Raw genomic sequence first — 23,032 nt, 5'->3', positions numbered from 1 at the left:
TTATTCTCCGCCTGGTCATTCCCCGTAAGGCACCCAGATCGTCTTGACTTCGGTCGCCTGCGCCAACCAATCCCGCGCGGGATATGCCCGGCTCAACCCGTTGTTGACCCAAGTGCGCTTCAGGTTTCCAGTGCTTTCTTTCTCGATCACAGCGGAAATCTCAGCGGAGGAGAAGCTCCAGACCGCCTCCACATCCATATGCCCGGCCATGGTTTTCGCCAGATCGCCATGCGGGCCGGTCAAGATGTTGACGACGCCTGCGGGTACATCCGAAGTATCGAGCACTTGATAGAAATCCGTGGCGGCCAAAGGATAGGCTTCGGAAGCCACGGCGATCACACGGTTGCCCATGGCGATGGCCGGGGCGATCACGTCGATCAGCCCGGCCAGCGGGCGGTCATCGCAAAACGCGCCGATCACACCGACAGGTTCGTTCATGGCGAGGGCGACACCGCGCATCGGCACGGGTTTCGCAGCGCCGTCGAGCTTGTCGCACCATGCGGCAAAGGTGAAGAGCGTGTCGATGGCCTCCGCCACTTCCGCCTGTGCTTTCGCCTCGGTGGTGCCAGTCAGGTCGCGGATGCGTGTGGCGAATTCATCGGTGCGGGCGGAGAGGTTCTCGCCCACGAAATAAAGCACCTGCGCGCGGTTGTGGGCGGTGGCTTTCGCCCAGCCTTTGGCACCCTGCGCGGCTTCGACGGCGTTGCGAATGTCCTTGCGGCTGGCAATGGAGCTATGACCCAGAAGCTTGCCCTTAGGGGAGTAGACCGCCTGAGAATAGCCGCCATCTGGCCGCGCCTGTTTGCCGCCGATATAGAGTTTTGCGGTGCGGTCGAGGCTCTGAACCTCGACGTCATCGGGTTTGACATGCGCCTTCGCGGGCTTCACGGGCGTCGCTTTGCCTTTGGGCTTGGTGTAGGCCATGAGACCTTCCCAACCGCCTTCGCGGCCAAAGCCGCTCTCGCGCACGCCGCCAAAGCCTGCTGCGGCGTCGAACATGTTCGACCCGTTGACCCAGACGACACCGGCGACCAGTTTCGGCGCAATGTCGAGCGCCAGATTGACGTTCTCGGTCCACACGGACGCCGCCAAGCCATAGCGCGTGTTGTTTGCCACCTGCGCCGCCTCGGCGGGCGTGCGGAAGGTGGTGGAGACCAGCACCGGGCCAAAGATTTCTTCCTGCATCAACAGGGAAGACGGCTCCAATCCCGAGACCAGAGTGGGCGGATAGAAACAGCCTTCCGGCGCGGCCACCGGCTGATGCACCGTGCCCTCAGAGCCGCCCTTGGCGACGAGGCTTTCGATCCGCTCAAGCTGCACGGGATCTACGATGGCGCCCACGTCGATGCATTTGTCGAGCGGGTTGCCGATGCGCAGATTGTTCATGCGCGCGATGAGGCGTTTGTGGAAATCCTCGGCAATGCCTTCCTGCACCAGAAGGCGCGAGCCTGCGCAGCAGACTTGTCCTTGGTTGAAGAAAATCGCATCGACCAGCCCTTCAATGGCGCTGTCGATATCGGCGTCCTCAAAGACGATGTAAGGCGACTTGCCGCCCAGTTCCAAAGTCAGCGATTTGCCCGACCCTGCGGTGGCCTCGCGAATGCGGCGACCCACGGCGGTGGAGCCGGTGAAGGCGATTTTGTCCACGCCCGGATGGGTCACGATCATCTCGCCCACCGCGCCGTCGCCGGTCACGATGTTGACGACGCCTTTCGGGACACCGGCCTCTTGGCAAATCTGTGCAAAAAGCAAAGCGGTGAGGGAGGTGTATTCGGCGGGTTTGAGTACCACCGTGTTGCCCATGGCAATTGCGGGCGCGACTTTCCACGCCAGCATCAGAAGCGGGAAGTTCCACGGAATGATCTGGCCGCAGACGCCAAGCGCCTCACGTCCCGGCAGTTCCTCGTCCATGAGCTGGGCCATGCCCGCATGGTAATAGAAATGCCGGGCCACCAAAGCCACGTCGATATCGCGGCTTTCGCGGATCGGCTTGCCGTTGTCGAGAGTTTCGAGCACGGCGAAGAGGCGCGCGTGTTTTTGCACCAGACGCGCAAGCGCATAGAGTACTTTGGCGCGGGCTTTGCCGTCCTTGGCCCATTTGCTTTGGGCTTTGCGCGCTGCGGCCACGGCAGCATCGACATCGGCCTCAGTCGCCTGTGTCAGATGAGCCAGAACCTCGCCTGTCGCCGGGTTCTTTGCCTCAAACACCGCGCCCGGCTCAGTCATTTTGCCGCCGATGAACAGCCCGAAGCGGTCTCCGCCGTCCATCAGCCAGTTCAGGGCTTCCGTCGCGCTCTCCGGCGCTGCGCCATAGTCCATGGTCTCGAAGATCTCTTTCACGCTCATTGCCCGCGTCCCTGCTTTTTCTTGGCAAAAATACTCATGTACGTCGTCATCCGATGGCGTGACGCCACGCGGCAGAATACTGCCCGGTCACATGATGCTCCAACTGCCGCTCGATGTCGCCCAAAAGCGAGGAGGCCCCGAAGCGGAACAGATGCGGCGACAGCCAGTGATCGCCCAGCTCTTCCTTGATCAGAGACAGGTAGACCAAAGCGTCCTTCGCTTTGGAAATCCCGCCCGCCGGTTTGTAGCCGATGCGGTAGCCTGTGCGGGCGTAATAGTCGCGCACGGCCCGGATCATCACCAGCGAGACGGGCAGGGTGGCGTTGACGCTTTCCTTGCCGGTCGAGGTTTTGATGAAATCCGCGCCCGCCATCATGCAGACTTGGGATGCCTTCGCGACATTGCGCAGCGAGCCGAGCTCGCCGGTTGCCAGAATGGCTTTCACATGTGCCTCGCCGCAGGTGGCGCGGAACTCGCGCATCTCGTCGTAAAGTGCTTGCCAATTGCCGGTCAGGACGTGGCGGCGGGAGATCACGATGTCGATCTCTTTCGCGCCCGCTTTGACGCTTTCCTCGATCTCTTTGACCCGCAGGTGATAGGGTGAAAGACCTGCCGGGAAGCCGGTCGAAACGGCGGCCACCGGAATGCCCGTGCCGTCCAGCGCTTCAACGGCGGTTTCCACCATGTCGTGATAGACGCAGACAGCGCCGGTGGTGATCGGTCCCATGCCCATGGCGTCCAGCAGATCGGCGCGCACCGGATGGGCGGCTTTGGCGCAAAGGCGGCGCACGCGGCCAGCGGTGTCATCGCCCGCAAGCGTTGTCAGGTCGATCATGGTGATCGCCTTCAAAAGCCATGCGGCCTGATGGTCTTTCTTCACGGAGCGTCGGCCCGGCAATCCCGCGCAGCGGCGCTCGACGGCGGAGGTGTTGACCCGTTGCCGTTCGACGATGTCGAGATCCAGCTCCATGCCCGGATTGCGCGGTTCATGAAGTTGCGGCAGATGGGCCGTCTCGGTGGCCTCGATGGAGGCCGTGGCGGATGTATCGGTTGTGCTCATTGAAAAGCTCCGTTTTCACTTGGGCTGCAAGCTGGCATGGACGGAGGAGTTTGGCAATCATTGACCATTCGGTCAAACTGGTTGCACCACGCCTTTTTGATATTTTACGCGATATTGCCGTGGCGTCATGCCAAAGCGGGCGCGAAACAGGCGATGAAAATGGCTCATATTGTGCAGGCCGATGTCTGTCGCGATCTCGGCCAAACTGTCTGGCGTGCCTTTGAGGCGGCGCGCAGCGTAATCCATGCGCAGATGATTGACGTAATCCGACGGGGTTTGGCCAAGGCAGCTTTGCATGGTGCGCGCGACATGGGCATGCGCCTTGCCGCATTGCGCCACGAGACCCGCTGCGCCGTCGCGAAACACGTTCGGGTCTTCGGTGCGGAGCAGGGCGTCGGAGAGCCAGACGGGGACGGCCTCTGGTCTGTCGTGCGCCTCGGAAATCAATTCGGCCAGAAGGGGCAGCAGGAAGGCTTCGAGATAAAGGGCTTGGCGCGGCGCGGCTTCGAGGGCTTTGGCGGCGGTGGACAGATGGGCCATCTGGCGAATGTCGCGATGCACCTGCACGGGCATGGAGCCGGGGTCTGGGAAATAGCTGTGCATCTCGGGAAAGCGCGCGACCAGTTCCTTGATCCGTTTGCGTCGCACGATGATATTGACGATGTGGCTTTCCTCGCCCAGCCCCTGAAGCGCATGAGGCAAGCCGGGGGCAAGAAAAACGAGATCGCCTTCCGAGAGGGACAGCCGGGCGCCTTCGGTCACAAGGCGCGCGCGGCCGTTGTGGAGCCAGAACAGTTCGTAATAATCCTGATCGTGAAGCGATTTCGGGCGCGACCGGGACAGGACGCTGCGGGAAAAATGGAAATCTTCCCCTTTGGATAAGATGTCGGCCTGTCGCAATGCGGTCGTAAGCATGTCTTCATACTAGCATGGAAAATTCGCGATTTCGCATGTTTTATCTGAAGAGAGAGCAGAAAAATGGGCCGCTAAGGTCCGTTTGCCGCATTCCAAAGCAGTCGCAACAGCGTGACAGAGGCGGGCGCATCGGGTAGATGCTCGCTTCAACGCCGCCAAGTTCAAGGATTCGCCAGATGACCGTTCCGGGTTTCGACCGTAGCATCAAAATCGCCCCCTCCATTCTTGCCGCAGATTTCGCCGATTTCGGTCGCGAAATTCAGGCCGTTGAAGCCCATGGGGCCGACTGGATCCATGTCGATGTGATGGACGGGCATTTCGTGCCAAACCTGACCTTTGGTCCGGCGATGTGCAAAGCGATCCGCCCGCATATCAAGACGGTGATGGACGTGCACCTGATGATCGCCCCTGTCGATCCCTATATCGATGCGTTTGCCGATGCCGGGGCCGATATCCTGACCGCGCATGTGGAGGCCGGGCCGCATATTCACCGCACGCTGCAAGCGATCCGCGGCGCGGGGATGAAAGCCGGTGTTGCGCTCAATCCGGGCACCCCGGCGGAAAGCGTTGAATACCTGTTGGACATGGTCGATCTGATCTGCGTGATGACCGTGAACCCGGGTTTCGGTGGGCAGAAATTCATTCACTCGCAAATCGAGAAGGTGAAAGAATTGCGCGCGATGATCGGCGACCGTCCGATTCACATCGAGATCGACGGCGGGATCGACTCGACCACGGCACCGCTGATGGCTGCTGCCGGGGCCGACGCGCTTGTTGCGGGCTCTGCCGTGTTCAAGGGCGGTTCCGTGATCAACCCGGTGCCTTACGGCGAAAACATCCGCGCGATCCGCGCCGCAGCCGAAGCTGCGCGCTGATCACCTCACCGGGATTTCTGGTCCTTGGAATGTCTCAGCTGTCTTGGGTCAAGGCTTTGAGGCGCGTGAGATGCGCGGCCAATTGTGTTGGGCCGGGCGGCGTCGAGCCGGGCAAAAGTGTGAGTTGCCACATCAGCTCGACGACGGAACGGTGTGCGATCAAGGCTTTGAGACGGTCGCGGTGACGGGCGATGCTGGCTGCATGGAGATCGTTGAAGTCTGCAAGCTCTGCACGGGCGGCCTCGGCGGCGGAGCGCATGGGCGCGATACGGAGGTCTTCAACGGTGTTGAAATTGCGCTCGGCCCAATAGCCCGGACCGATTGCCTTATGCATGTGATTGGGAAGGCCGCGCGCGGCTTTGAGCACGAATTCCTCAATCGAGCGGACGGAATAGTGATTGAGCCAGGCTTTGGTGCCGTCTTGCGGCAGGCCGAACAGGTTAATCCGGCTGTTTTGCGCGGCGAACTGGGCGGGAAGCGCTTTGCCGTTCGCTGAGACCCAGCGCGGGGTTTGGTCTTTGTGCGGCTTGGGGCGATGGACGCCAAGGCCTTTGAACGCCGCGGGCCGGTGCAGCGTTTTGAAAAAATGCGCGAGCGGGAGGGCAATCTCGTCCGGGGCGGACATCGTGAACCGTTCCGTCACGGGCCGGTCGTCCCAAGACCCGATGCCACTGTTGCCGAACAGATGCCAACGGAGCGGCACGGCATCGGCATTCTCGGACAAAAGCCCGGTGAGCGTCGCCCCGTCTTCGAGCACGAGATATTCATCGACGTCGAAGAACAGTGCGAGCTCGGCCTTCTTATAGAGCGGATGATTGGACAGAAGCTTGAGCGCCTGCCATTGCACGGATTTCTCACCTTCCGGGCGGAACGGAACATGTGTGACGATCCCGGCGTGATCAAGCGCATCCAAAAGCGTGTCGGATCCATCGGTGCAATCGTGTGAAGCGATCAGGAAATGGGAAAAGCCAGCCGCTTTATGGTGGGCAATCCAGTCGAGGAGCCAAGGGGCTTCGTCGCGGATGCATGTGATTGCGAGTGTTTTCAAACTCAACCTACCTGTCGCGCGGCGCTTTGTGTGACCGCACTCAGTTCTTCCCTGAGAACTTTGGTCTCATACCGACCTGAACAAGTCAAGTTTGCCTCGGGCGGCGGTCAATATCCAATCCGAGAGGCGATTTTGGAGAGAAGGGTCGGGGCAACGGCCACGAGGATCACGATTCGCACCAGATGGTGGATCGCAATATAGGCCACCTCGGCATGCATCGCGAGCGCGACAAGCGACATCTCGGTGAGCCCGCCGGGGGCGTAGGCGAGAAGAACTTGCTCGATGGATTGCCCGAACAGCCCGTGAAATCCGATGGCAAAGCCCAGGGACAGCGCCATCATGATCAAAGTGCCGCCGAAGGTGAGCGCCAATGTGGCGAAGACCAGCGCGGGGCGTGCGCCGCGAAAACGGCTGCCCATGTTCGTGCCCAAGATGATTTGTGCCGCGATGACCAAAAGGGCGGGCGGGGCGCTGTGGGTGAGGCCGGTCATGTGAACAGCGCCGGACAGGATCATCGGACCCAAAAGGCCGGGGGCGGGGAGTTTGAGCTTGGTGCCGCCCCATGCGCCCACGATGGCGCAAATCAGAAGGATGACACCGCTCGACAGTGTGATCGCTGGGCCGTCGCTTTTGAGGGCAATGCCGGTGACCTCGTAGCCGAGAAAGACCCGGAAATAGAGCGCGATGATCGAGATGGTCACAACGATCCGACCGGCATGGGCCAGAATGATCCGCTTTTCATCGCCGCCAAGCGCGCTGCCGATCACCGTCATCTCGTTGAGGCCGCCGGGCATGGCCGAGAAAAACGCGGTGATCGGATCGAGCCGACCGATCTTGATATAGAACGGAACCACAAGTGCAGCGGAGATGGCGATGTAGACCGCGAGCCCGGCCAGTGAGAGGCCCCAGCGGCTCAGATGTGCGAATGTCTCCGTGTCGAAGCTTGATCCCAGCATGACGCCGATCACCGGGATGACGATGGGGCGGAGCTGGTTCGGTGCCTCCAGAGGGATGCCGGACATCACACAGGCAAAGATCACCAGCATCGGGCCGAGCATCCAAGGCAGGGGCATGTTTGCGAGATGAAAGCCCACACCGCCCGCCGTGCCGATCAAAAGTGTCAATCCAATGAGAAACAGGCGTTTTCTGGGGGGCAGTGCAATCAAAAGCAGGGTCCTATGGAAGACATTTTGTCGCGCCAACATAACGTGCGCCTGTTTCGGAGCAAGGTGTGCGCCAGTGGGAATTGCGCACACGTCTTGCGCATCCGTCGTGATAGATAGGCAGCTCGCCTCGCAGATTGGTCCCAAAACAGCCGTCATTCGCGCTGTCACAAATCTTTTTCACCCCTGTCACAGAAGCGATTCAGTCCCTGTGCTTTATCGCCGCCAGCGAACAAGAGGGGGGCAAATATGCTCGAAGTGAAAAGCCTGACGAAGCGGTTCGGCACCAAAGCGGCCGTAGACAATGTCAGCTTTAGCATCGACCGGTCGATGATGATCGGGATCATTGGGCGGTCCGGAGCGGGGAAATCGACTTTCCTGCGGATGATGAACCGTCTGACCGATGCCTCCGAGGGTGAGCTTCTGTTCGAAGGACGCAATGTGCTTGCACTCAAAGGGGCTGATAAGCGCCATTGGCAATCTGATTGCGCGATGATCTTTCAACAGTTCAACCTCGTCCCGCGCATGGATGTTGTGTCCAACGTGCTGCATGGCACCTTGGGCCGTCGCTCCACTTTGGCGACCATGTTCAACCTCTATCCCGAAGAAGACATTCACAAGGCGATCGACATTCTCGGTCGTCTTGGCATTTCTGAACATGCCGAAAAACGTGCCGAAGCGCTTTCCGGTGGTCAGCAGCAACGCGTCGCCATCGCCCGCGCCCTGATGCAAGACCCCAAAGTGATCCTCGCCGACGAACCTATTGCCTCGCTCGATCCGATGAACGCCCAGACTGTTATGGAAGCGCTGCGCCGCATTCATGACGAAGACGGGCGCATGGTGATCGCGAACCTTCATACGCTCGACACCGCACGGCGCTATTGCGACCGCATCATCGGCATGCGCGACGGGCGCGTGGTGTTTGATGGCACGCCCGCCCAGCTCACCACCGGTGTCGCGCGCGACATCTACGGGGCTGGCGCTGACTTTTCCGAGGCTGCGACCTCGACCGAAATCCGTGATCACGAGGATGTCGAGGAGGTCGAACGCCGCCTCGCGAAAGTGACTGTCTGACCCTTTCACCCGCACAAACCGAACTCACGCGGGTCTATCAACTGGAGAGAATGATGAAAAAACTGCTTGCTGCCGCTCTGGCCACCACCGTGCTCGCCGGTGCCGCCAATGCTCAGGAGATCAAAGAATTCAACATCGGTCTGCTGGGCGGCGAAAACGCTCAAGACCGTCTGAATTCCAACGAATGTCTGCGCAAATACGCGGAAGACGCTCTGGGCGTTCCGGTGAAACTTTTCGCCCCGGCTGATTACAACGGTGTGATGCAGGGCCTTCTGGGCGGCACCATCGACATGGCTTGGCTCGGCGCGTCTTCCTATGCTGGCGTTTACATCCAAGACCCGGATGCCGTTGAGCCGGTTCTGGTGAAAATCAACTTGGATGGGTCCTACGGTTACCACTCCATCGGTTTTGCCCGCAAAGAAAGCGGCATCACCTCCCTCGACGACATGAAGGGCAAGACCTTCGGTTTCGGTGACCCGAACTCCACCTCCGGCTACCTGATCCCCTCCATCGAGATCCCGCAGTACAAAGACGGCATCACCATGGAAAGCGGCGACTACTTCGGTGAAGTGAAATTCACCGGCGGTCATGAGCAGACCATCGTTGCTGTGAACAACGGTGACATCGACGCTGGTGTGACCTGGGCCGATGGTCAGGGCGCTTGGGAAGATGGCTACAACTCCGGCGCGCTGCGCAAAGCTGTGGACGCGGGCCTCATCGACATGAACGATCTCGTGGAAATCTGGCGCTCCAAGCCGATCCCGGAAGGCCCGGTTGTTCTGCGCAAAGCTCTGCCGGACGACGTGAAAGCCACCATGACCGCTCTGGTTGATGGTCTTCAGGAAACCGATGCGGACTGTGCCTATGGTGTGGCTGCTGGCGAAAGCCTTGGTTTCGATCCGATCTCCCACGACGCCTACAAATCCATCGTGGCTGCGCGTCTGGCGAAATCCAACTAAGCGCATCTGATCTCAGACCCCGCGTTTTGCGCGGGGTCTTTCTCTTGAAGGACCTCCCGACATGGCCGATCTCACAGCTGCTTCCACGGGCGCCGCGTTGGACGCGACCCGCGCCCATTACATGGCGCTCACCCGTCAGCGCCGTCTGTATGGCGGGATCATGCTATTGGTGTTCGTCCTTCTTCTGGCGACCGGTTTCGGCATCGCCAATGACCGCAACGCCGGTGGATTTCTGCCCGGCTTGCCGCATATTTTCGATTTTCCTGCCGATGTGATTGCTGAGGCCTGGGAAAAACGCGCGAACCTGCCCGAGCACCTTCGCGATGCGCTGCCCGCTTTGATCGAGACCGTCAATATCGCCGCCGTTGCAACCCTGACCGGCGCATTTGGGGCGATCCTTCTCTCTTTGCTGTCCACTCAAGGGCTGGCGCCGTGGCCGCGTCTCATTCCGCTGTTTCGCCGCATGATGGACCTGATGCGTGCGATCCCTGAGATTGTGATTGCGCTTGTGCTGATCTTTGTTCTTGGGGGCGGCCCGGTGCCTGCCGCCATCGCCATCGCATTTCATACCGTTGGTGCGCTGGGCAAGCTGTTCTGCGAGGTGAACGAGAACGCCGATCAAAAGCCACTCGAAGGGCTCGCTTCCGTTGGGGCCACATGGCCGCAGCGCATGTTGCTGGGCCTTGTGCCGCAGGTCGCGCCGAACTGGTTTTCCTACGCGCTCTTGCGCTTCGAGATCAACATCCGCGCCTCCGCGATCCTCGGTTTCGTGGGCGCGGGCGGCATTGGCTACGAGCTTAAGAACGCGATCTCTTGGGGGCAGGGCAAATTCGATGAAGCCGCCGCCGTCTTCATCCTTCTGTTCCTGACCATCGTGTTCTTTGACCAGATGTCCTCCGTGGTGCGCAATCGTCTGACGCATGGCTCGATGAAAGGGCCGCAAAAAGGAGCCGTGCAATGAGCCTTGCCGCCGCCAACTCGCCCGTTGACATGCATGCACGCGCCAAATCCCTGATCGCCCGCAAACGTCTCATGGCCTTTGCTGCGCCAGTCGTGATCCTGGCCTATTTCGTCTATATTGTCTTTGCTTTCGACCTTGCGGGGCTTGCCGGGCGGATGCGCTGGGACAACGCTGTCACGCTGGTCTCCGACACTTACAGCTACAAGACCCATGTCGAGCGCAACAACCGTTCCGGTGGCATTGAAGTCGCCGTCGAAGGTGAGCGCAAAGGCACCTATGATGCCTCCAACTATCCGGGTTGGGTTAAGGTCGGTGAGGATGCCGCCACCATCACCCTCGACGATGGCGGCACCATCGAGATCGCCGGAGATGTTGTCCGCTACGACGTGCCGGGCTTCGGTGTGATTGAGGCGACGCAAAGCCGCAGCGCGGGGGTGACGATCAATCTGGACACGGAGACGCTCCCGGATTGGATTTCATGGTCGAAAACCCGCCTCATGGTGACGACCGACGCCGCGCGACTGTCGCTGACCAAGGCGCGGACTGAGGTCTTTGTCTATGACTTCGGCTGGGAACTGTTCTGGTACACGCTGGAAAGCCCCTATTACGGGCATAGCCTGTCTGACATCCTGTTCGGTGAACGTATCGATCCGACACGCTCGAACCTCACGGGCGCATGGCAGGATTTCTGGAACAACGCGATCTGGCGTCATGGCGACACCGCTTGGGCGCTTTTTGAGACGGTTCTCATGGCCTTCCTTGGGACCTTTGGTGCGGCGATTATCGCTCTGCCGCTGGCTTTCCTCGCTGCACGTAATTTCGCGCCGCTCATCGCGGTCCGCATGGCGGCGCGGCGTCTTTTTGACTTTCTGCGCGGTGTTGATGGGCTGATCTGGACCATCCTCCTGTCGCGTGCCTTCGGACCCGGTCCTCTGACCGGCGCGCTGGCGATCCTGTTCACGGACACGGGCTCTTTCGGAAAGCTCTTTTCCGAGGCGCTCGAAAACGTCGACGAGAAACAGATCGAAGGCGTCGCCTCCACAGGCGCAAAACCTTTGCAACGCTACCGGTTTGGCGTGATCCCACAGATCGTCCCCGTGCTGCTCTCGCAGGTGCTCTATTTTCTTGAATCCAACACCCGTTCCGCGACCATCATCGGCGCGATCACCGGGGGCGGGATCGGACTTTTGCTGACGCAGGCCATGATCACTCAAAAGGACTGGGAAGAGGTGTCCTATTACATCGTCCTCGTGGTGCTTCTGGTCATGGCGATGGACAGCTTCTCCAGCTGGCTGCGGCGTAAACTGATCAAGGGTGAGTGAGTATTTTCGGCACAAAGGAAATGCGGCTGGAAACAAGGTTTGAAACCGGGTTTCCTTTGTGGTCGAAATACTCCCGCCGGAGGCCTTCCGGATTTTCAAACAGGTGAGACATGCCGAAACTGAGCGCGACTGAGCCCTTTTTGCACGAAGAGGCAGAGGTGCAGAATTCCACCTTTGGAGCCTATTGCGAGGTCGGCAAGGGCGCGCGGGTTCTGAACTCGGAGCTTGGGGATTATTCCTATTGCGAGCAATATTCGGATATCGCCAACACGACGATTGGCAAATTCTCCAACATCGCGGCCTTTACCCGCATCGGGCCGACCGATCACCCCTATGAAAACGCGTCGCTGCATCACTTTCTCTATCGCTCGTCCTATTACTGGGAGGACGCGGCGGACGATGCCGTTTTTTTTGAGCGACGCGCTTCGCGGCGCACGGTGATCGGGCATGACACTTGGATCGGTCACGGCGCGATCATCAAGCCCGAAGTCACCATTGGGAACGGGGCCATCGTTGCCTCCGGCGCTGTCGTGACCAAGGATGTGCCGCCCTATATGATCGTCGCCGGTGTGCCTTCCGCTCCGATGCGCTCGCGCTATCCCGATGGGATCGCGGATCGGATGGAGGCGCTTGGCTGGTGGGACTGGGATCACGCTCGTCTGCGTCTGGCGCTTGAGGATTTTCGCGCGCTCAAGGCCGAAGCCTTTATCGAAAAATACGAGTGATTTATTCCGCCGCGAGGCGCAGATCGCCGCCCGCGCTTGCAAGTCTTTGACCCGCACGCCCGGTCAGATAGGCGATGCGCCCGCCGGAGATGGTGGCTTCGATCTCGCGCGTTTCCGCGTTGATCACCACGAAGTCCGCCCGTTTGCCGGGCGCGAGGGTGCCGCGATCTTTCAGGCCCATGATCTGCGCCGGATGGGTTGAGATCAGAGCCCAGGCCTGCGCCAGAGTTTTGACCTTCTTGTCCACAAGCGCCCAAGCCGCAGCGGGCAGGGCGGGGTAGTGGTAATCCGACACAAGCGCATCGCAAAGCCCGCGCTCGATCAGTTTCTGCGCCGAGATATTGCCCGCCTGCGAGCCGCCGCGCGCGACGTTCGGGGCGCCCATCAAAACCGGATCACCCATGGCCTTGGCGGCGGCGGCGGCTTTCTCAGAGATCGGGAATTCCGCGATATGCGCGCCCAGAAGACGGAATTCTTCACGGGTTTCGGCGTCCGGATCGTCATGGCTGCCGTAGCGCACGCCCAATGCGTCGAAGGCCTCGGCCAGTTGCCAGAGATGACGCGGCACTTCGGATTTGCGATCCTTGGCCTCGCGCAGCACTTTAATGAATTCTTCCGACGTGCGTCCGCCGCGTTTTGCCCATGCGGCGAATTCTATCGGTTCCTTCTTGGCGATCTCGATGGCTTCCGGCAGGTGGTTGTTGAACACGACGTAATCCACACCAAAGCGGCGAATGGCGGCGAGAAGCCGTTCGCGGCTGTCGATCATATGGGTCTCGCAGCGGATTTGCAGACGAATGTCGATGGGCGCATGGGCCTCGAAAGCCTGCATCTCGGCGAGAAGTTCTTCGGCATAATCGGGGCCGCGAAGCCCGCCTTCCCAAGACCAGCACTGTGCAAACCAAGCGGTCGTGACCCCATGTGCCGCCGCATCGCGCGCCGCAGACGCCAGCCCCGAGCGGATCGGGAAAGGGGCGCGCGGGCGCGGGGCGATGTGGCGTTCAAACGCATCACCATGCAGGTCGATGATGCCCGGTAGGATCAGATAACCGGTCAGATCGACCTCGGCAAAAGCCTCATCGCGAATCCGACCTCCGGCGACGGAGAGCGAGGTCGCCTGAAAGGCTCCGTCTATGAGAACGGAGGCGCCTGAAAAGCTCAGCGGAGGAAGAACGGACATGGTGGTACCTGCAATACGAACGGTGGCATTTTGCCATTTCAGGTTGAAATACCCGCGTTTTGTATCGCGCAGATGACGTTTGGATCAGTCCGGTGTGACAGTTAACGTGACGCGGTCTCCGGCAAACCAAGTGATCCCGCGCTCAATGGGGGTGCCTTCAGGCGTGATGTTGAGGCTCACGGTGCGCAGCAGCGGATCGCCCTCGCGCAATCCGAGGTGCAAGGCTTGTGTCGCCGTCGCGCGTTCGGCGCTGACGCGGGTTTCCGAGCGCAGATAATCTTCGATGCCGATGGATTTGAGGGCCGCTGTCACTGAGCTGATCTCTTCCAACGCCGCGACGAGACCGGGCAGGCGCGCGGCAGGGAAGATCGAGATGAAATGCGCGACGGGGGCGTCACCGGAGAGGGAAAGGCCCTCATACACATGCACCGAAGCGCCGAGTTCCAGATTCAGGGTCGCGGCTTCTGTCTCGTCGCAGGGACGCGTTTCGAGGCGCAGCACCTTTTTCTGGGGCAGGCGGCCTGTGGCGCGGATGTTTTGGTGAAACCGGACCCGTTTGCCGATCGGGTAATCCACGGGCGCGCTTTGCACAAAGACCCCCGCGCCGCGCCGCGAGCGGGTGATGCCGCGTTCAGTGAGGTCGGACAGGGCATGGCGGATGGTGTGACGGTTCACGCCAAAGCGTGCGGAGAGTTCGGATTCCGTCGGGAGCTTGTCGCCGGGGCGATAATGGCCCTTGGCGATTTCTTCAGACAGCGTTTCCGCGATGGATTTCCAGACTGGCGTGCGGGGCATGAGTGGTCCGTTACCAAAGTTTCACGAATTTACCCTTGCCGAGTCGCATTGGATCGGCCATGATTTGTCTAGTTGTATAGGAGTTTAGACAACTCCGCAAGCTGTCTAGATGAAGAGGACGCCAATGGGAAAGCCGGACGGAGCACTCACCCCTGAACAGGAGGCCCGCAAGGCGTGGATGGGGCTTTTGGCCAAATCCGACGCGGCGCAATTGGCCGCGTTGATTGGCAAACTGCCGAACCTTCCCGCGTTTGACTGGCTGCGCCGCCCTGAAGTGGGCGGTGTCATGGTGCGAGGGCGCATGGGCGGCTCCGGCGCGCCGTTCAATCTCGGTGAGATGACGGTCACCCGTTGTTCGCTTCGGTTGGACAACGGCGCGGTCGGACATGGCTATGTGCAGGGCCGCGATAAGAAGCAGGCCGAACACGCCGCGCTTGTGGATGCATTGATGCAGGGCGCGCGGGCTGATGAGATGCGGGGCGCAATCTTGGTGCCGCTTGGCAAAGAGCAAGATGCGACCCGGACCGCACGTGCCGCGAAAGCCGCCGCAACGAAAGTGGATTTCTTCACCATGGTGAGAGGGGAAGACTGATGCCGAAACCCCAGATGCTGAAACCCCAGATGACTGAGCAAAGCTTGATCGGGGCCTTCACATCCCCGCCGCAAGATGCCGCGCGCGCCTTTCGCGCTGCGTTGGAAGCGCTCGCGCGTCCCGGCACGATCCATGACATCAAAGGAGGTCAAGCTCCTGCGCCGGTGTCCGAGGCGGCGGCGAGTTTGCTGCTGACCCTTTGCGATCCGGAGACGCCGCTCTGTCTGATGGGCGCGCATGACACGCCGGAAATCCGCGATTGGATTGCGTTCCAGATCGGCGCGCCGATCGTCGGTCCTGCCAAGGCGATGTTCGCGCTGGGCACTTGGGATGCGTTGCAGCCCGTCACGGCTTTCCCCATCGGGACGGCAGAATATCCCGACCGCTCCACGACCTTGATCGTTGAGATGGAGGCGCTGTCTCAGCAGGGCGCAAAGCTGACCGGACCGGGCATTGAAACCACGGCAAACCTGTCCTTGCCCGCGCTGGAGCCGTTTCAGATGAATGCAGCGCTCTTCCCGCTTGGGCTCGATTTCTATTTCACTGCCGGCACGCAGATCGCCGGTCTGCCGCGAAGCACGCAGGTGACTGATATGATGGAGGCCAACTGATGTATGTGGCTGTAAAAGGTGGCGAGCGCGCCATCGACAATGCGCATGCCTGGCTCGCCGAAGAACGCCGTGGCGACACCTCGATTGCGGAGCTTTCTGTGCCGCAAATCCGCGAGCAGTTGGCTTTGGCCGTCAATCGCGTGATGACGGAAGGGTCTCTCTATGATCCCGATCTGGCCGCTTTGGCGATCAAGCAATCGCGCGGCGATCTGATTGAAGCGATTTTCCTTATGCGGGCTTATCGGACGACCCTGCCGCGCATCGGCCATTCGCATCCGGTCGAGACCGACAAGATGGCCTGCGACCGGCGTGTGTCCGCAACGTTCAAGGACGTTCCGGGCGGTCAGGTGCTTGGCCCGACCTTCGATTACACCCACCGTTTGCTTGACTTCAAACTGATGGCGGAGGGCGAGGTGCCGGAGGCTGCCGAGGCCGATCCCCGGATCGAACCGACACCGCATGTGACGTCTTTCCTCAATAAAGAGGGCCTAATCCAGACCGAGGCGGAGGGTGAGGACACCCCGCCCGACCTGACCCGCGAACCTTTGGAACTTCCCGCCAACCGTGCGCTTCGGCTTCAGGCGCTGACGCGGGGCGATGAAGGGTTCATCCTGTCGATGGCCTATTCGACGCAACGCGGCTACGGCAACAGCCACGCGTTTGTGGGCGAGTTGCGCATCGGCAAGGTGGCGGTGGAGATGGATGTTCCCGAGCTGGGATTTTCGATTGAGGTCGGCGAGGTCGAGCTGACCGAGTGTGAAACGGTGAACAAATTCGCGGGCTCTAAAGTGGAGCCGCCGCAGTTCACGCGGGGCTACGGGCTGACCTTTGGTCAAACGGAACGCAAGGCGATTTCCATGGCGCTGGTCGACCGTTCGCTGCGCTCCAAGGAACTTGGCGTCGAAGTTTCGAACTCCCCGGCACATGATGAGGAATTCGTCCTGTATCATTGTGACAACATTCAGGCGACCGGATTTCTCGAACATATCAAATTGCCACACTATGTGGATTTCCAATCCGAGATGGAGCTGGTCCGCAAAATGCGCGCGGAAATCGCCGCAGAAAATGCGAAGGAGGCGGCGGAATGATGTCAGTCAAAACCGCCGTCACCGCTACCATCAAACCCATCGAAACCGGTGCTGCTGTGAATGCCGGAATCTCCAAGCGTAGAGTTCCGGGACTTTGGCGTGTGACTCGCGTTGTGAAAGATCAGCCCGATGAGGCCAAAGACCAAACCGGTCAGAAGTACGAAAAGGTTCGGATGCGCGTAAATTTGCTCGCACATGAATTGACTGAGAATTTTAGGGTCCTGACAGACAAGTTGGTCCTGAAGATCGCTCATAAAATATACCTTGACCAGAAATACACTCAGCACGCGGCTTCGCGTTTGGGAGGCGCCTATGTCTGACTATAACTTCGCCTATCTCGACGAGCAAACCAAGCGGATGATCCGTCGCGCGATCCTCAAAGGGATCGCTGTGCCGGGCTATCAGGTGCCGTTCGCCTCGCGCGAAATGCCAATGCCATACGGCTGGGGCACCGGCGGCGTGCAGGTCTCCGCCGCCTGTTTGATGCCCGAAGACGTGCTCAAGGTGATCGACCAGGGCGCGGATGACACGACGAACGCCGTCTCAATCCGCAAGTTTTTCGAGAAGACCGCCGAGATCGCGGTGACCGAGAAAACCCGCGAGGCGACGGTCATTCAGACCCGGCACCGCATTCCCGAAGAGCCTCTGACTGAAGGCCAAATCCTTGTCTATCAGGTGCCGATCCCGGAGCCGCTGCGCTTTCTTGAGCCGCGCGAGACCGAGACGCGCAAGATGCATGCGCTCGAAGAATACGGGCTGATGCATGTGAAGCTTTACGAGGATATCGCCAAACACGGCCATATCGCCACCTCCTATGCCTATCCGGTCAAGGTCGAGGGCCGTTATGTGATGGACCCGTCTCCGATCCCGAAATTCGACAATCCGAAAATGGAAATGGTGGCGATTCAATTGTTTGGAGCGGGCCGCGAACAACGTATCTACGCCGTGCCGCCCTTTACGAAGGTGGTGTCGCTCGATTTCGAAGATCACCCGTTCGAGGCCTCGAAAGCCAACCACCCCTGCGATCTTTGCGGGGCGGAGCATACCTATCTCGATGAGGTGATCATCGACGATGAGGGCGGGCGGATGTTCGTCTGTTCCGACACTGATTATTGCGCTGAGCGTCAGGCTGCGGGCCATCGCGGGCGCTTGTCCCCGGAGGCTGCAGAATGACGATCCAACCGCTTCTTACCGTCAAAGGCATCCGCAAAACCTACGGCGGGCGGGTCGGCTGCACGGATGTGTCTTTCGATCTCTATCCCGGCGAGGTGATGGGCATCGTGGGCGAGTCCGGCTCCGGCAAATCGACGCTTCTGAACTGCATGGCCGGGCATTTGCCGCCGGATAGCGGGCAGGTTCTTTTCGATACCCGTGATCGCGGCATGGTCGATACGCTGACCATGTCCGAGCCTGAGCGCCGGATGTTGTCGCGCACGGATTGGGCCTTTGTCCATCAACATGCCCGCGACGGGCTGCGCATGGGTGTGTCTGCGGGCGGCAATGTGGGCGAGCGGCTTATGGCGGTCGGCGCGCGGCATTACGGGAATATCCGCACGCAGGCCATCGATTGGCTGGGCCGTGTCGAGATCAACGAGGACCGGGTGGATGATAAACCTTCGGCCTTCTCCGGCGGCATGCAGCAACGTCTGCAAATCGCGCGGAACCTTGTGACCGGGCCAAGGCTTGTCTTCATGGACGAGCCGACCGGGGGCTTGGACGTATCGGTGCAGGCGCGACTTCTCGATCTTTTGCGCGGGCTGGTGCGGGAGATGGGGCTGTCGGCGATCATCGTCACCCATGACCTTGCTGTTGTTCGGCTTTTGGCGGATCGTCTGATGGTAATGAAATCCGGCCATGTCGTCGAACATGGCCTGACCGATCAGGTGCTTGATGACCCGCAACATGCCTATACCCAACTTCTTGTCTCTTCTGTTTTGCAGGTCTGAGACATGATTTTCGCCTATCGTCCCTCCCAGACCGGTTTGGAAAGATTGCCCGTTGACGGCGATCTGTCTGAGGCGCTTTGGGTCGATCTGCTGAGCCCGCAACCGGCGCAGATCGAGATGGCGGAGGCGCTTGGCGTGTCTGTCCCGACGCTGGCGGATATGCAGGAGATCGAGGTGTCGAACCGGCTCTACCGCGAGGGCGACACGGAAGTGCTCACCATCGTGTTGCCGGGTTTGAACAAAGAAAAAGAACCGTCTTTTGGGCCGGTTGCGTTTCTGATCACGCCGGAGCGGCTGTTCACCGTGCGCTATCACACGCCACGCCCGTTCGAGACCTACGCGACGCATGCGGCGCAGTCGAGTGCGGGCTGTGCCGGGCGACGCCGGGTGTTTCTGGGGCTGATCGAAGAGATCATTGCGCGCCTCGCCGACCTTATGGAAGGCGTGGGGGAAGCGCTTGATCAACAGTCGCATGTCGCGTTTCGCGATCCCGAACCGCGTGGCGACGAACTGGCGGATACGCTTCGTGCGCTCGGGCGTCAAAGCGAGCAGGTGGCGAAATATCGTCATGCGCTTTTGACCATCGAGCGGGCCTTGTCGAGCTTCGGGCTGGGGCTTGTCGATGACAAGGACAAAGCCATGACCGGTATCCTGAAAGCACAGGTCAAAGACTGTCAGGCTCTGGCCGTCCACGGCGATTTCCTGTCCGGGCGCATCGCGCAGCTCACCGATGTGACCCTCGGCCTCATCAATCTCGAACAAAGTGACACCAGCCGTATTCTGTCGGTGGTGGCCGTCTTGTTCCTGCCGCCGACTTTGGTCGCCTCTGTCTACGGCATGAACTTCCCCTATATTCCGGGGCTCGACAGCCCTCTGGGTTATCTCATTGCCACCGCCTTGATGTTTGGATCGGCGCTCGGCACTTACCTTTTCTCAAAATGGAAAAACTGGCTGTAATCTCATGACACATCCGCTGCCTTCGGCGCTGCCCTCGATGATCCGTATTGAAGACGTCTCGAAATCCTTCACCCTGCACAATCAGGGCAGTGCCGTGATCCCGGTGATGCAGGGGGCGACCTTTGATGTCGCGGCCGGTGAATGCGTTGCGCTCACGGGCAATTCGGGCGCGGGCAAATCGACGCTGATGCGGATGATCTACGGCAATTACCTGTCGGCTTCTGGCCATATCTGGGTCGGTGACACGGATGTCGCGAATGCTGAGCCGCGCGAGATCATCGCCCTGCGACGCGCCACCTTGGGCTATGTGTCCCAGTTCCTGCGCGTCGTACCGCGGGTGCCGACGATAGAGGTGGTGGCGGAGCCGCTGCTTACAGTCGGCGTCGACAAAGATGCTGCTTTCGCCAAGGCGCGCGATCTTCTGTCCCGCCTCAACATCCCGGAAACGCTCTGGGGCCTGTCGCCCACGACATTCTCTGGTGGGGAGCAGCAGCGGGTGAACATCGCACGCGGCTTTGCGCATGACTATCCGGCGATGCTCTTAGATGAGCCCACCGCCTCTTTGGACGCCACCAACCGCGAAACGGTGCTCTCGCTCATTGAAGAAGCGAAAGCGCGCGGTGCGGCGATTATCGGGATTTTCCACGATGCCCCGGCGCGCGAGCGGGTGGCGGATCGGGAGATCAATGTCTCCGCTTTCACACCTGCGAAGGCGGCCTGAGCCATGGTCGGTCGCCTTTTCGCCATCGTCGGCCCATCGGGTGTGGGCAAGGACACGTTGATCGAAGCCGCGTTGGAGCGTCGCGGCGATCTGGCCGTTGCGAAACGCGTGATCACCCGCCCCACGGAGGCCGGGGGCGAGGATTTTGAAGGCGTCACGGTGGAGGAATTCGATCGCCGTTTGCAGGCCGGAGAGTTTGCACTTCACTGGGAGGCGCATGGGCTGAAATACGGCGTGCCGATCTCCATCGACGTGGCCTTGAGCGAAGGGCGTGACGTTCTGTTCAATGGCTCGCGGGCGATCCTGCCCGATGCCTATGCGCTTTATCCCAATATGGGCGTGCTGCTCATCACCGCATCGCCGGACGTGCTGGCCAAACGATTGGCAGCGCGCGGGCGCGAGAGCCGGGCAGAGATCGAGAAACGTCTCGCTCGGGCAGGCTATGACATCGCGCCGGGACTGCCCGTGCGCAGGGTCAACAACGACGGGGCGCTTGAGGACGCCGTGGAGGCTTTCCTCGCCGCGCTTCAGCCGGAAAGAGTATAACGGTGCAGAAGATGAAACCGCCCGTCATGCGCCTCGCCAAACAGGCAGAGATCTTCGACCCGGAAGGGGTTCGGAAGGAGCGGGGCAATAACGGGTTTGAGCGCGGCTTTGACCGCCTCGGCGTCGTCTTCCGTGAGCTTCCCGGTCAATGTGAGGTGGAATTTGAATTCTTCCATCACGTAAGGATAGCCCCATTGCGTCAACAGCGCGTTCTGCCGTTCGGTCAACCCAGCTGCGCGGCGGCGCGCCAATTCGGTTTCCGTCGGTTTCGCACGGTGCGGATCGAGCGTGGCGACGATTTGTTCGGCGAGAAACTCAAGCGGGGCAAGATCGCCGGTCGGCGTGAGCGCCAGAAAGCCGCCGATGCGTTTGAGCGCGAGACCCTCCAATTCGACGGGCGCATGCCCGGCGGCGAAGGCGGAGAGATCGGCCATCAGCTCTTCGCGCGTGCCGGTCAGGCGAAACGGCGGTTTGAGCGTGCCGTGGAACCCGTATTTGCGCGGCGTCGCGGTGATCTCCGCAACCGGCGCGGGCAGGCCTTCGATGACCGGATGCGGCAGGCCGATGCCTTCGAACGCATCCCAGCCCAGCCAATGGGCGCAAAATTCGGCGAAAGGCCCCGGGGTGGGGGCGTAGTACACCGCGTATCTTTTGAATTCTTCCATAGCGCTGTCCTTACCCGGCCTCTGTCACATGCGTGTGACATTGATCGGGCAGTGAGGCGCTTCTGACAAGGACGATGTGATGACCGACTTTACTTTGACCAATGCCAAGATCGTTTTGCCTACAGAGGTGATCGAGGGCAGCCTGCGTGTTGAGAATGGCAAGATTGCGGATGTGAGCACGGGCGGCACGGCTGCGCCCGGTGCTGTCGATGTGGGCGGGGATATGGTGATCCCCGGCCTGATCGAGCTGCACACTGACAACCTTGAACGCCATATCGAGCCGCGCCCCAAAGTCGACTGGCCGCACAAGGCCGCCATCATCGCCCATGACGCGGAGCTGGCTTCGGTCGGGATCACCACTGTCTTTGACGCGATGCGGGTCGGGTCCATCCACACGCGCGGCGATGCGGGCTATGGCAAATATGCCCGCAACCTGTCGCGCGAAGTGATGCATCTGCGTGATCTCGGCGCTTTGAAGATTAGCCACTTCCTGCACCTGCGGGCCGAGATTTGCTCGGAGACGTTGGAAGCCGAGATGGCTGAGTTTGGCCCCGAAGATCGCGTCGGGCTTGTCTCTTTGATGGATCACACGCCGGGACAGCGTCAGTTTCGCGACCTTTCAAAGCTCAAGGACTATGTCCAAAAGAAACGCGGCATGTCGGACGCGGAGTTCGATGATCACGTGAACCACCTCTATGAGCTGCGCGATACCTATGCGGTGCGTCATGAGGCGGTGGCAGTGGCCGAGGCGAAGCGTTACGGCGCCGTTCTGGCCTCCCATGATGACACCACGGCGGAACATGTTGAGGTGTCGCGCCAGCATGGCGTGCGCGTAGCGGAGTTCCCGACCACGATTGAGGCGGCGCAGGCCTGCAAACTGCACGGCATCGCCGCAATGATGGGCGCGCCGAACCTTATTCGCGGCGGCTCGCACTCCGGCAATGTCGCGGCGCATGAACTGGCTGAACGCGGGCTGTTGGATATCGTGTCTTCGGATTACGTGCCTTCCGCGCTGATGTCCTCTGCCATTCTGCTGGCCGATCTCTGGGATGATCTGCCGCGTGCGATTGCGACAGTGACCGCCAACCCTGCGGAAGCGGTGGGTCTTTCGGATCGCGGACGGATCGCGCCGGGGCTGCATGCCGATCTCGTGCGCATCGCCCGAATTGAGGGAACGCCCGTGATTCGAGGGGTCTGGTCCCACGGTCGTCAGGTCGGCTAAGCCGCAGACGGATTGCACATTGGAAGGGGCAGGGCATTTTATCCCTGCCTTTTTTGTGGAGTGTTGGAGAGCAGTTGCATAGAAAATAGGCTAATTTCGCTGCGATCGCGAAAAACTTTGATGCGGTTGCGGCGAAACTCTCTTGTCGAATGAGGCCGATCCCCTAGAAGATCGAGCTTAACGAGCCATGCGCTCGCATGTCGCAAGGACGCGACGTGATTTTACATAGCCCCCACGCGGGGTCCGCAGCAACGGCGCTGC

24 protein-coding genes are annotated in these 23,032 nt (G+C 60.5%); 16 read left to right on the top strand and 8 right to left on the bottom strand.

All coding sequences use genetic code 11. The features are described 5' to 3' along the window. Nucleotides 1–15 precede the first annotated feature (15 nt). From ACYBHZ_RS01435 to ACYBHZ_RS01425, 3 genes are all read right to left on the bottom strand, one after another. Nucleotides 16–2,346, bottom strand: coding sequence for an aldehyde dehydrogenase family protein (locus ACYBHZ_RS01435; protein WP_460272396.1), 2,331 nt, complete (start codon nt 2,344–2,346; stop codon nt 16–18). Between the two features lie 46 nt (nt 2,347–2,392). Beyond that, on the bottom strand, nt 2,393–3,406 hold the full coding sequence (gene deoC / locus ACYBHZ_RS01430) for a deoxyribose-phosphate aldolase (protein WP_460272395.1): 1,014 nt from the start codon (nt 3,404–3,406) through the stop codon (nt 2,393–2,395). 72 nt (nt 3,407–3,478) lie between these two features. After that, a complete protein-coding gene (locus tag ACYBHZ_RS01425) occupies nt 3,479–4,321 on the bottom strand; it encodes a helix-turn-helix domain-containing protein (RefSeq protein ID WP_460272394.1) in 843 nt (280 codons plus the stop codon). Between the two features lie 176 nt (nt 4,322–4,497). Between ACYBHZ_RS01425 and rpe the strand changes: the two genes are divergently transcribed. Beyond that, nucleotides 4,498–5,196, top strand: a complete 699-nt coding sequence (gene rpe / locus ACYBHZ_RS01420; protein ID WP_460272393.1) for a ribulose-phosphate 3-epimerase — start codon at nt 4,498–4,500, stop codon at nt 5,194–5,196. Nucleotides 5,197–5,230: 34 nt separating this feature from the next. Here the strand turns inward: rpe and ACYBHZ_RS01415 are convergent, their stop codons facing one another. Together ACYBHZ_RS01415 and ACYBHZ_RS01410 are read right to left on the bottom strand one after the other, a co-directional pair. Beyond that, the gene (locus ACYBHZ_RS01415; RefSeq protein WP_460272392.1) at nt 5,231–6,244 is read right to left on the bottom strand and encodes a glycosyltransferase family 2 protein; all 1,014 of its coding nucleotides are present in this window, start codon (nt 6,242–6,244) and stop codon (nt 5,231–5,233) included. Between the two features lie 107 nt (nt 6,245–6,351). Next, the gene (locus ACYBHZ_RS01410; protein ID WP_460272391.1) at nt 6,352–7,410 is read right to left on the bottom strand and encodes an AbrB family transcriptional regulator; all 1,059 of its coding nucleotides are present in this window, start codon (nt 7,408–7,410) and stop codon (nt 6,352–6,354) included. 246 nt (nt 7,411–7,656) lie between these two features. On the opposite strand from ACYBHZ_RS01410, the gene phnC reads away from it, so the two are divergent. The 5 genes from phnC to ACYBHZ_RS01385 all read left to right on the top strand — a co-directional run bounded on the left by phnC (nt 7,657) and on the right by ACYBHZ_RS01385 (nt 12,448). Beyond that, nucleotides 7,657–8,481, top strand: a complete 825-nt coding sequence (gene phnC, locus ACYBHZ_RS01405; RefSeq protein WP_460272390.1) for a phosphonate ABC transporter ATP-binding protein — start codon at nt 7,657–7,659, stop codon at nt 8,479–8,481. Between the two features lie 53 nt (nt 8,482–8,534). Further along, entirely contained in the window at nt 8,535–9,440 is a 906-nt protein-coding gene (phnD, locus tag ACYBHZ_RS01400; RefSeq protein WP_460272389.1) for a phosphonate ABC transporter substrate-binding protein, read from the top strand. Between the two features lie 61 nt (nt 9,441–9,501). Beyond that, complete coding sequence (gene phnE / locus ACYBHZ_RS01395) at nt 9,502–10,401, top strand: phosphonate ABC transporter, permease protein PhnE (protein ID WP_460272388.1); 900 nt, start codon at nt 9,502–9,504, stop codon at nt 10,399–10,401. Beyond that, nucleotides 10,398–11,723: a phosphonate ABC transporter, permease protein PhnE gene (gene phnE / locus ACYBHZ_RS01390; RefSeq protein ID WP_460272387.1), complete on the top strand. Its 1,326-nt coding sequence runs from the start codon at nt 10,398–10,400 to the stop codon at nt 11,721–11,723. Before phnE (ACYBHZ_RS01395) ends, phnE (ACYBHZ_RS01390) begins: the two co-directional genes overlap by 4 nt. A 110-nt stretch (nt 11,724–11,833) precedes the next feature. After that, nucleotides 11,834–12,448: an LbetaH domain-containing protein gene (locus tag ACYBHZ_RS01385; RefSeq protein ID WP_460272386.1), complete on the top strand. Its 615-nt coding sequence runs from the start codon at nt 11,834–11,836 to the stop codon at nt 12,446–12,448. Between the two features lies 1 nt (nt 12,449). Here the strand turns inward: ACYBHZ_RS01385 and ACYBHZ_RS01380 are convergent, their stop codons facing one another. Beyond that, nucleotides 12,450–13,628: an alpha-D-ribose 1-methylphosphonate 5-triphosphate diphosphatase gene (locus ACYBHZ_RS01380; protein WP_460272385.1), complete on the bottom strand. Its 1,179-nt coding sequence runs from the start codon at nt 13,626–13,628 to the stop codon at nt 12,450–12,452. Between the two features lie 84 nt (nt 13,629–13,712). After that, nucleotides 13,713–14,423 carry a phosphonate metabolism transcriptional regulator PhnF gene (phnF, locus tag ACYBHZ_RS01375; RefSeq protein ID WP_460272384.1) on the bottom strand — a complete coding sequence of 237 codons (711 nt, stop codon included), beginning with the start codon at nt 14,421–14,423 and terminating at the stop codon, nt 13,713–13,715. Nucleotides 14,424–14,547: 124 nt separating this feature from the next. Here phnF and phnG point away from each other — a divergent pair, with 124 nt between their 5' ends. The 9 genes from phnG to phnN are packed head-to-tail and all read left to right on the top strand — an operon-like array spanning nt 14,548 to nt 20,884. Continuing rightward, nucleotides 14,548–15,015 carry a phosphonate C-P lyase system protein PhnG gene (phnG, locus tag ACYBHZ_RS01370; RefSeq protein ID WP_460272383.1) on the top strand — a complete coding sequence of 156 codons (468 nt, stop codon included), beginning with the start codon at nt 14,548–14,550 and terminating at the stop codon, nt 15,013–15,015. Between the two features lie 29 nt (nt 15,016–15,044). Next, a complete protein-coding gene (phnH, locus tag ACYBHZ_RS01365) occupies nt 15,045–15,626 on the top strand; it encodes a phosphonate C-P lyase system protein PhnH (RefSeq protein ID WP_460273174.1) in 582 nt (193 codons plus the stop codon). After that, nucleotides 15,626–16,714: a carbon-phosphorus lyase complex subunit gene (locus ACYBHZ_RS01360; protein WP_460272382.1), complete on the top strand. Its 1,089-nt coding sequence runs from the start codon at nt 15,626–15,628 to the stop codon at nt 16,712–16,714. Before phnH ends, ACYBHZ_RS01360 begins: the two co-directional genes overlap by 1 nt. Continuing rightward, nucleotides 16,711–17,034: a hypothetical protein gene (locus ACYBHZ_RS01355; RefSeq protein WP_460272381.1), complete on the top strand. Its 324-nt coding sequence runs from the start codon at nt 16,711–16,713 to the stop codon at nt 17,032–17,034. The genes ACYBHZ_RS01360 and ACYBHZ_RS01355 overlap by 4 nt, the downstream gene beginning before the upstream one ends. Beyond that, a complete protein-coding gene (locus ACYBHZ_RS01350) occupies nt 17,027–17,887 on the top strand; it encodes an alpha-D-ribose 1-methylphosphonate 5-phosphate C-P-lyase PhnJ (RefSeq protein WP_460272380.1) in 861 nt (286 codons plus the stop codon). The genes ACYBHZ_RS01355 and ACYBHZ_RS01350 overlap by 8 nt, the downstream gene beginning before the upstream one ends. 2 nt (nt 17,888–17,889) lie before the next feature. Continuing rightward, complete coding sequence (gene phnK / locus ACYBHZ_RS01345) at nt 17,890–18,660, top strand: phosphonate C-P lyase system protein PhnK (protein ID WP_460273173.1); 771 nt, start codon at nt 17,890–17,892, stop codon at nt 18,658–18,660. A gap of 3 nt (nt 18,661–18,663) precedes the next feature. Continuing rightward, a complete protein-coding gene (locus ACYBHZ_RS01340; RefSeq protein WP_460272379.1) occupies nt 18,664–19,617 on the top strand; it encodes a CorA family divalent cation transporter in 954 nt (317 codons plus the stop codon). A gap of 37 nt (nt 19,618–19,654) precedes the next feature. Beyond that, nucleotides 19,655–20,338: a phosphonate C-P lyase system protein PhnL gene (phnL, locus tag ACYBHZ_RS01335; RefSeq protein WP_460273172.1), complete on the top strand. Its 684-nt coding sequence runs from the start codon at nt 19,655–19,657 to the stop codon at nt 20,336–20,338. A 3-nt stretch (nt 20,339–20,341) separates the two neighbouring features. Then, nucleotides 20,342–20,884 (top strand): phosphonate metabolism protein/1,5-bisphosphokinase (PRPP-forming) PhnN, encoded by a 543-nt coding sequence (gene phnN / locus ACYBHZ_RS01330; protein WP_460272378.1) that lies wholly within the window; start codon nt 20,342–20,344, stop codon nt 20,882–20,884. On the opposite strand, the gene ACYBHZ_RS01325 is transcribed toward phnN, so the two are convergent. Further along, nucleotides 20,866–21,549: a DUF1045 domain-containing protein gene (locus ACYBHZ_RS01325; protein WP_460272377.1), complete on the bottom strand. Its 684-nt coding sequence runs from the start codon at nt 21,547–21,549 to the stop codon at nt 20,866–20,868. The two genes, phnN and ACYBHZ_RS01325, sit on opposite strands and share 19 nt — an antisense overlap. Nucleotides 21,550–21,628: 79 nt before the next feature. On the opposite strand from ACYBHZ_RS01325, the gene ACYBHZ_RS01320 reads away from it, so the two are divergent. Beyond that, the gene (locus ACYBHZ_RS01320; RefSeq protein ID WP_460272376.1) at nt 21,629–22,771 is read left to right on the top strand and encodes an alpha-D-ribose 1-methylphosphonate 5-triphosphate diphosphatase; all 1,143 of its coding nucleotides are present in this window, start codon (nt 21,629–21,631) and stop codon (nt 22,769–22,771) included. Nucleotides 22,772–23,032: the final 261 nt, after the last annotated feature.

It is taken from the genome of Celeribacter sp. ULVN23_4, assembly GCF_054788345.1.
This window is presented reverse-complemented; position numbering and strand designations above follow the sequence as displayed.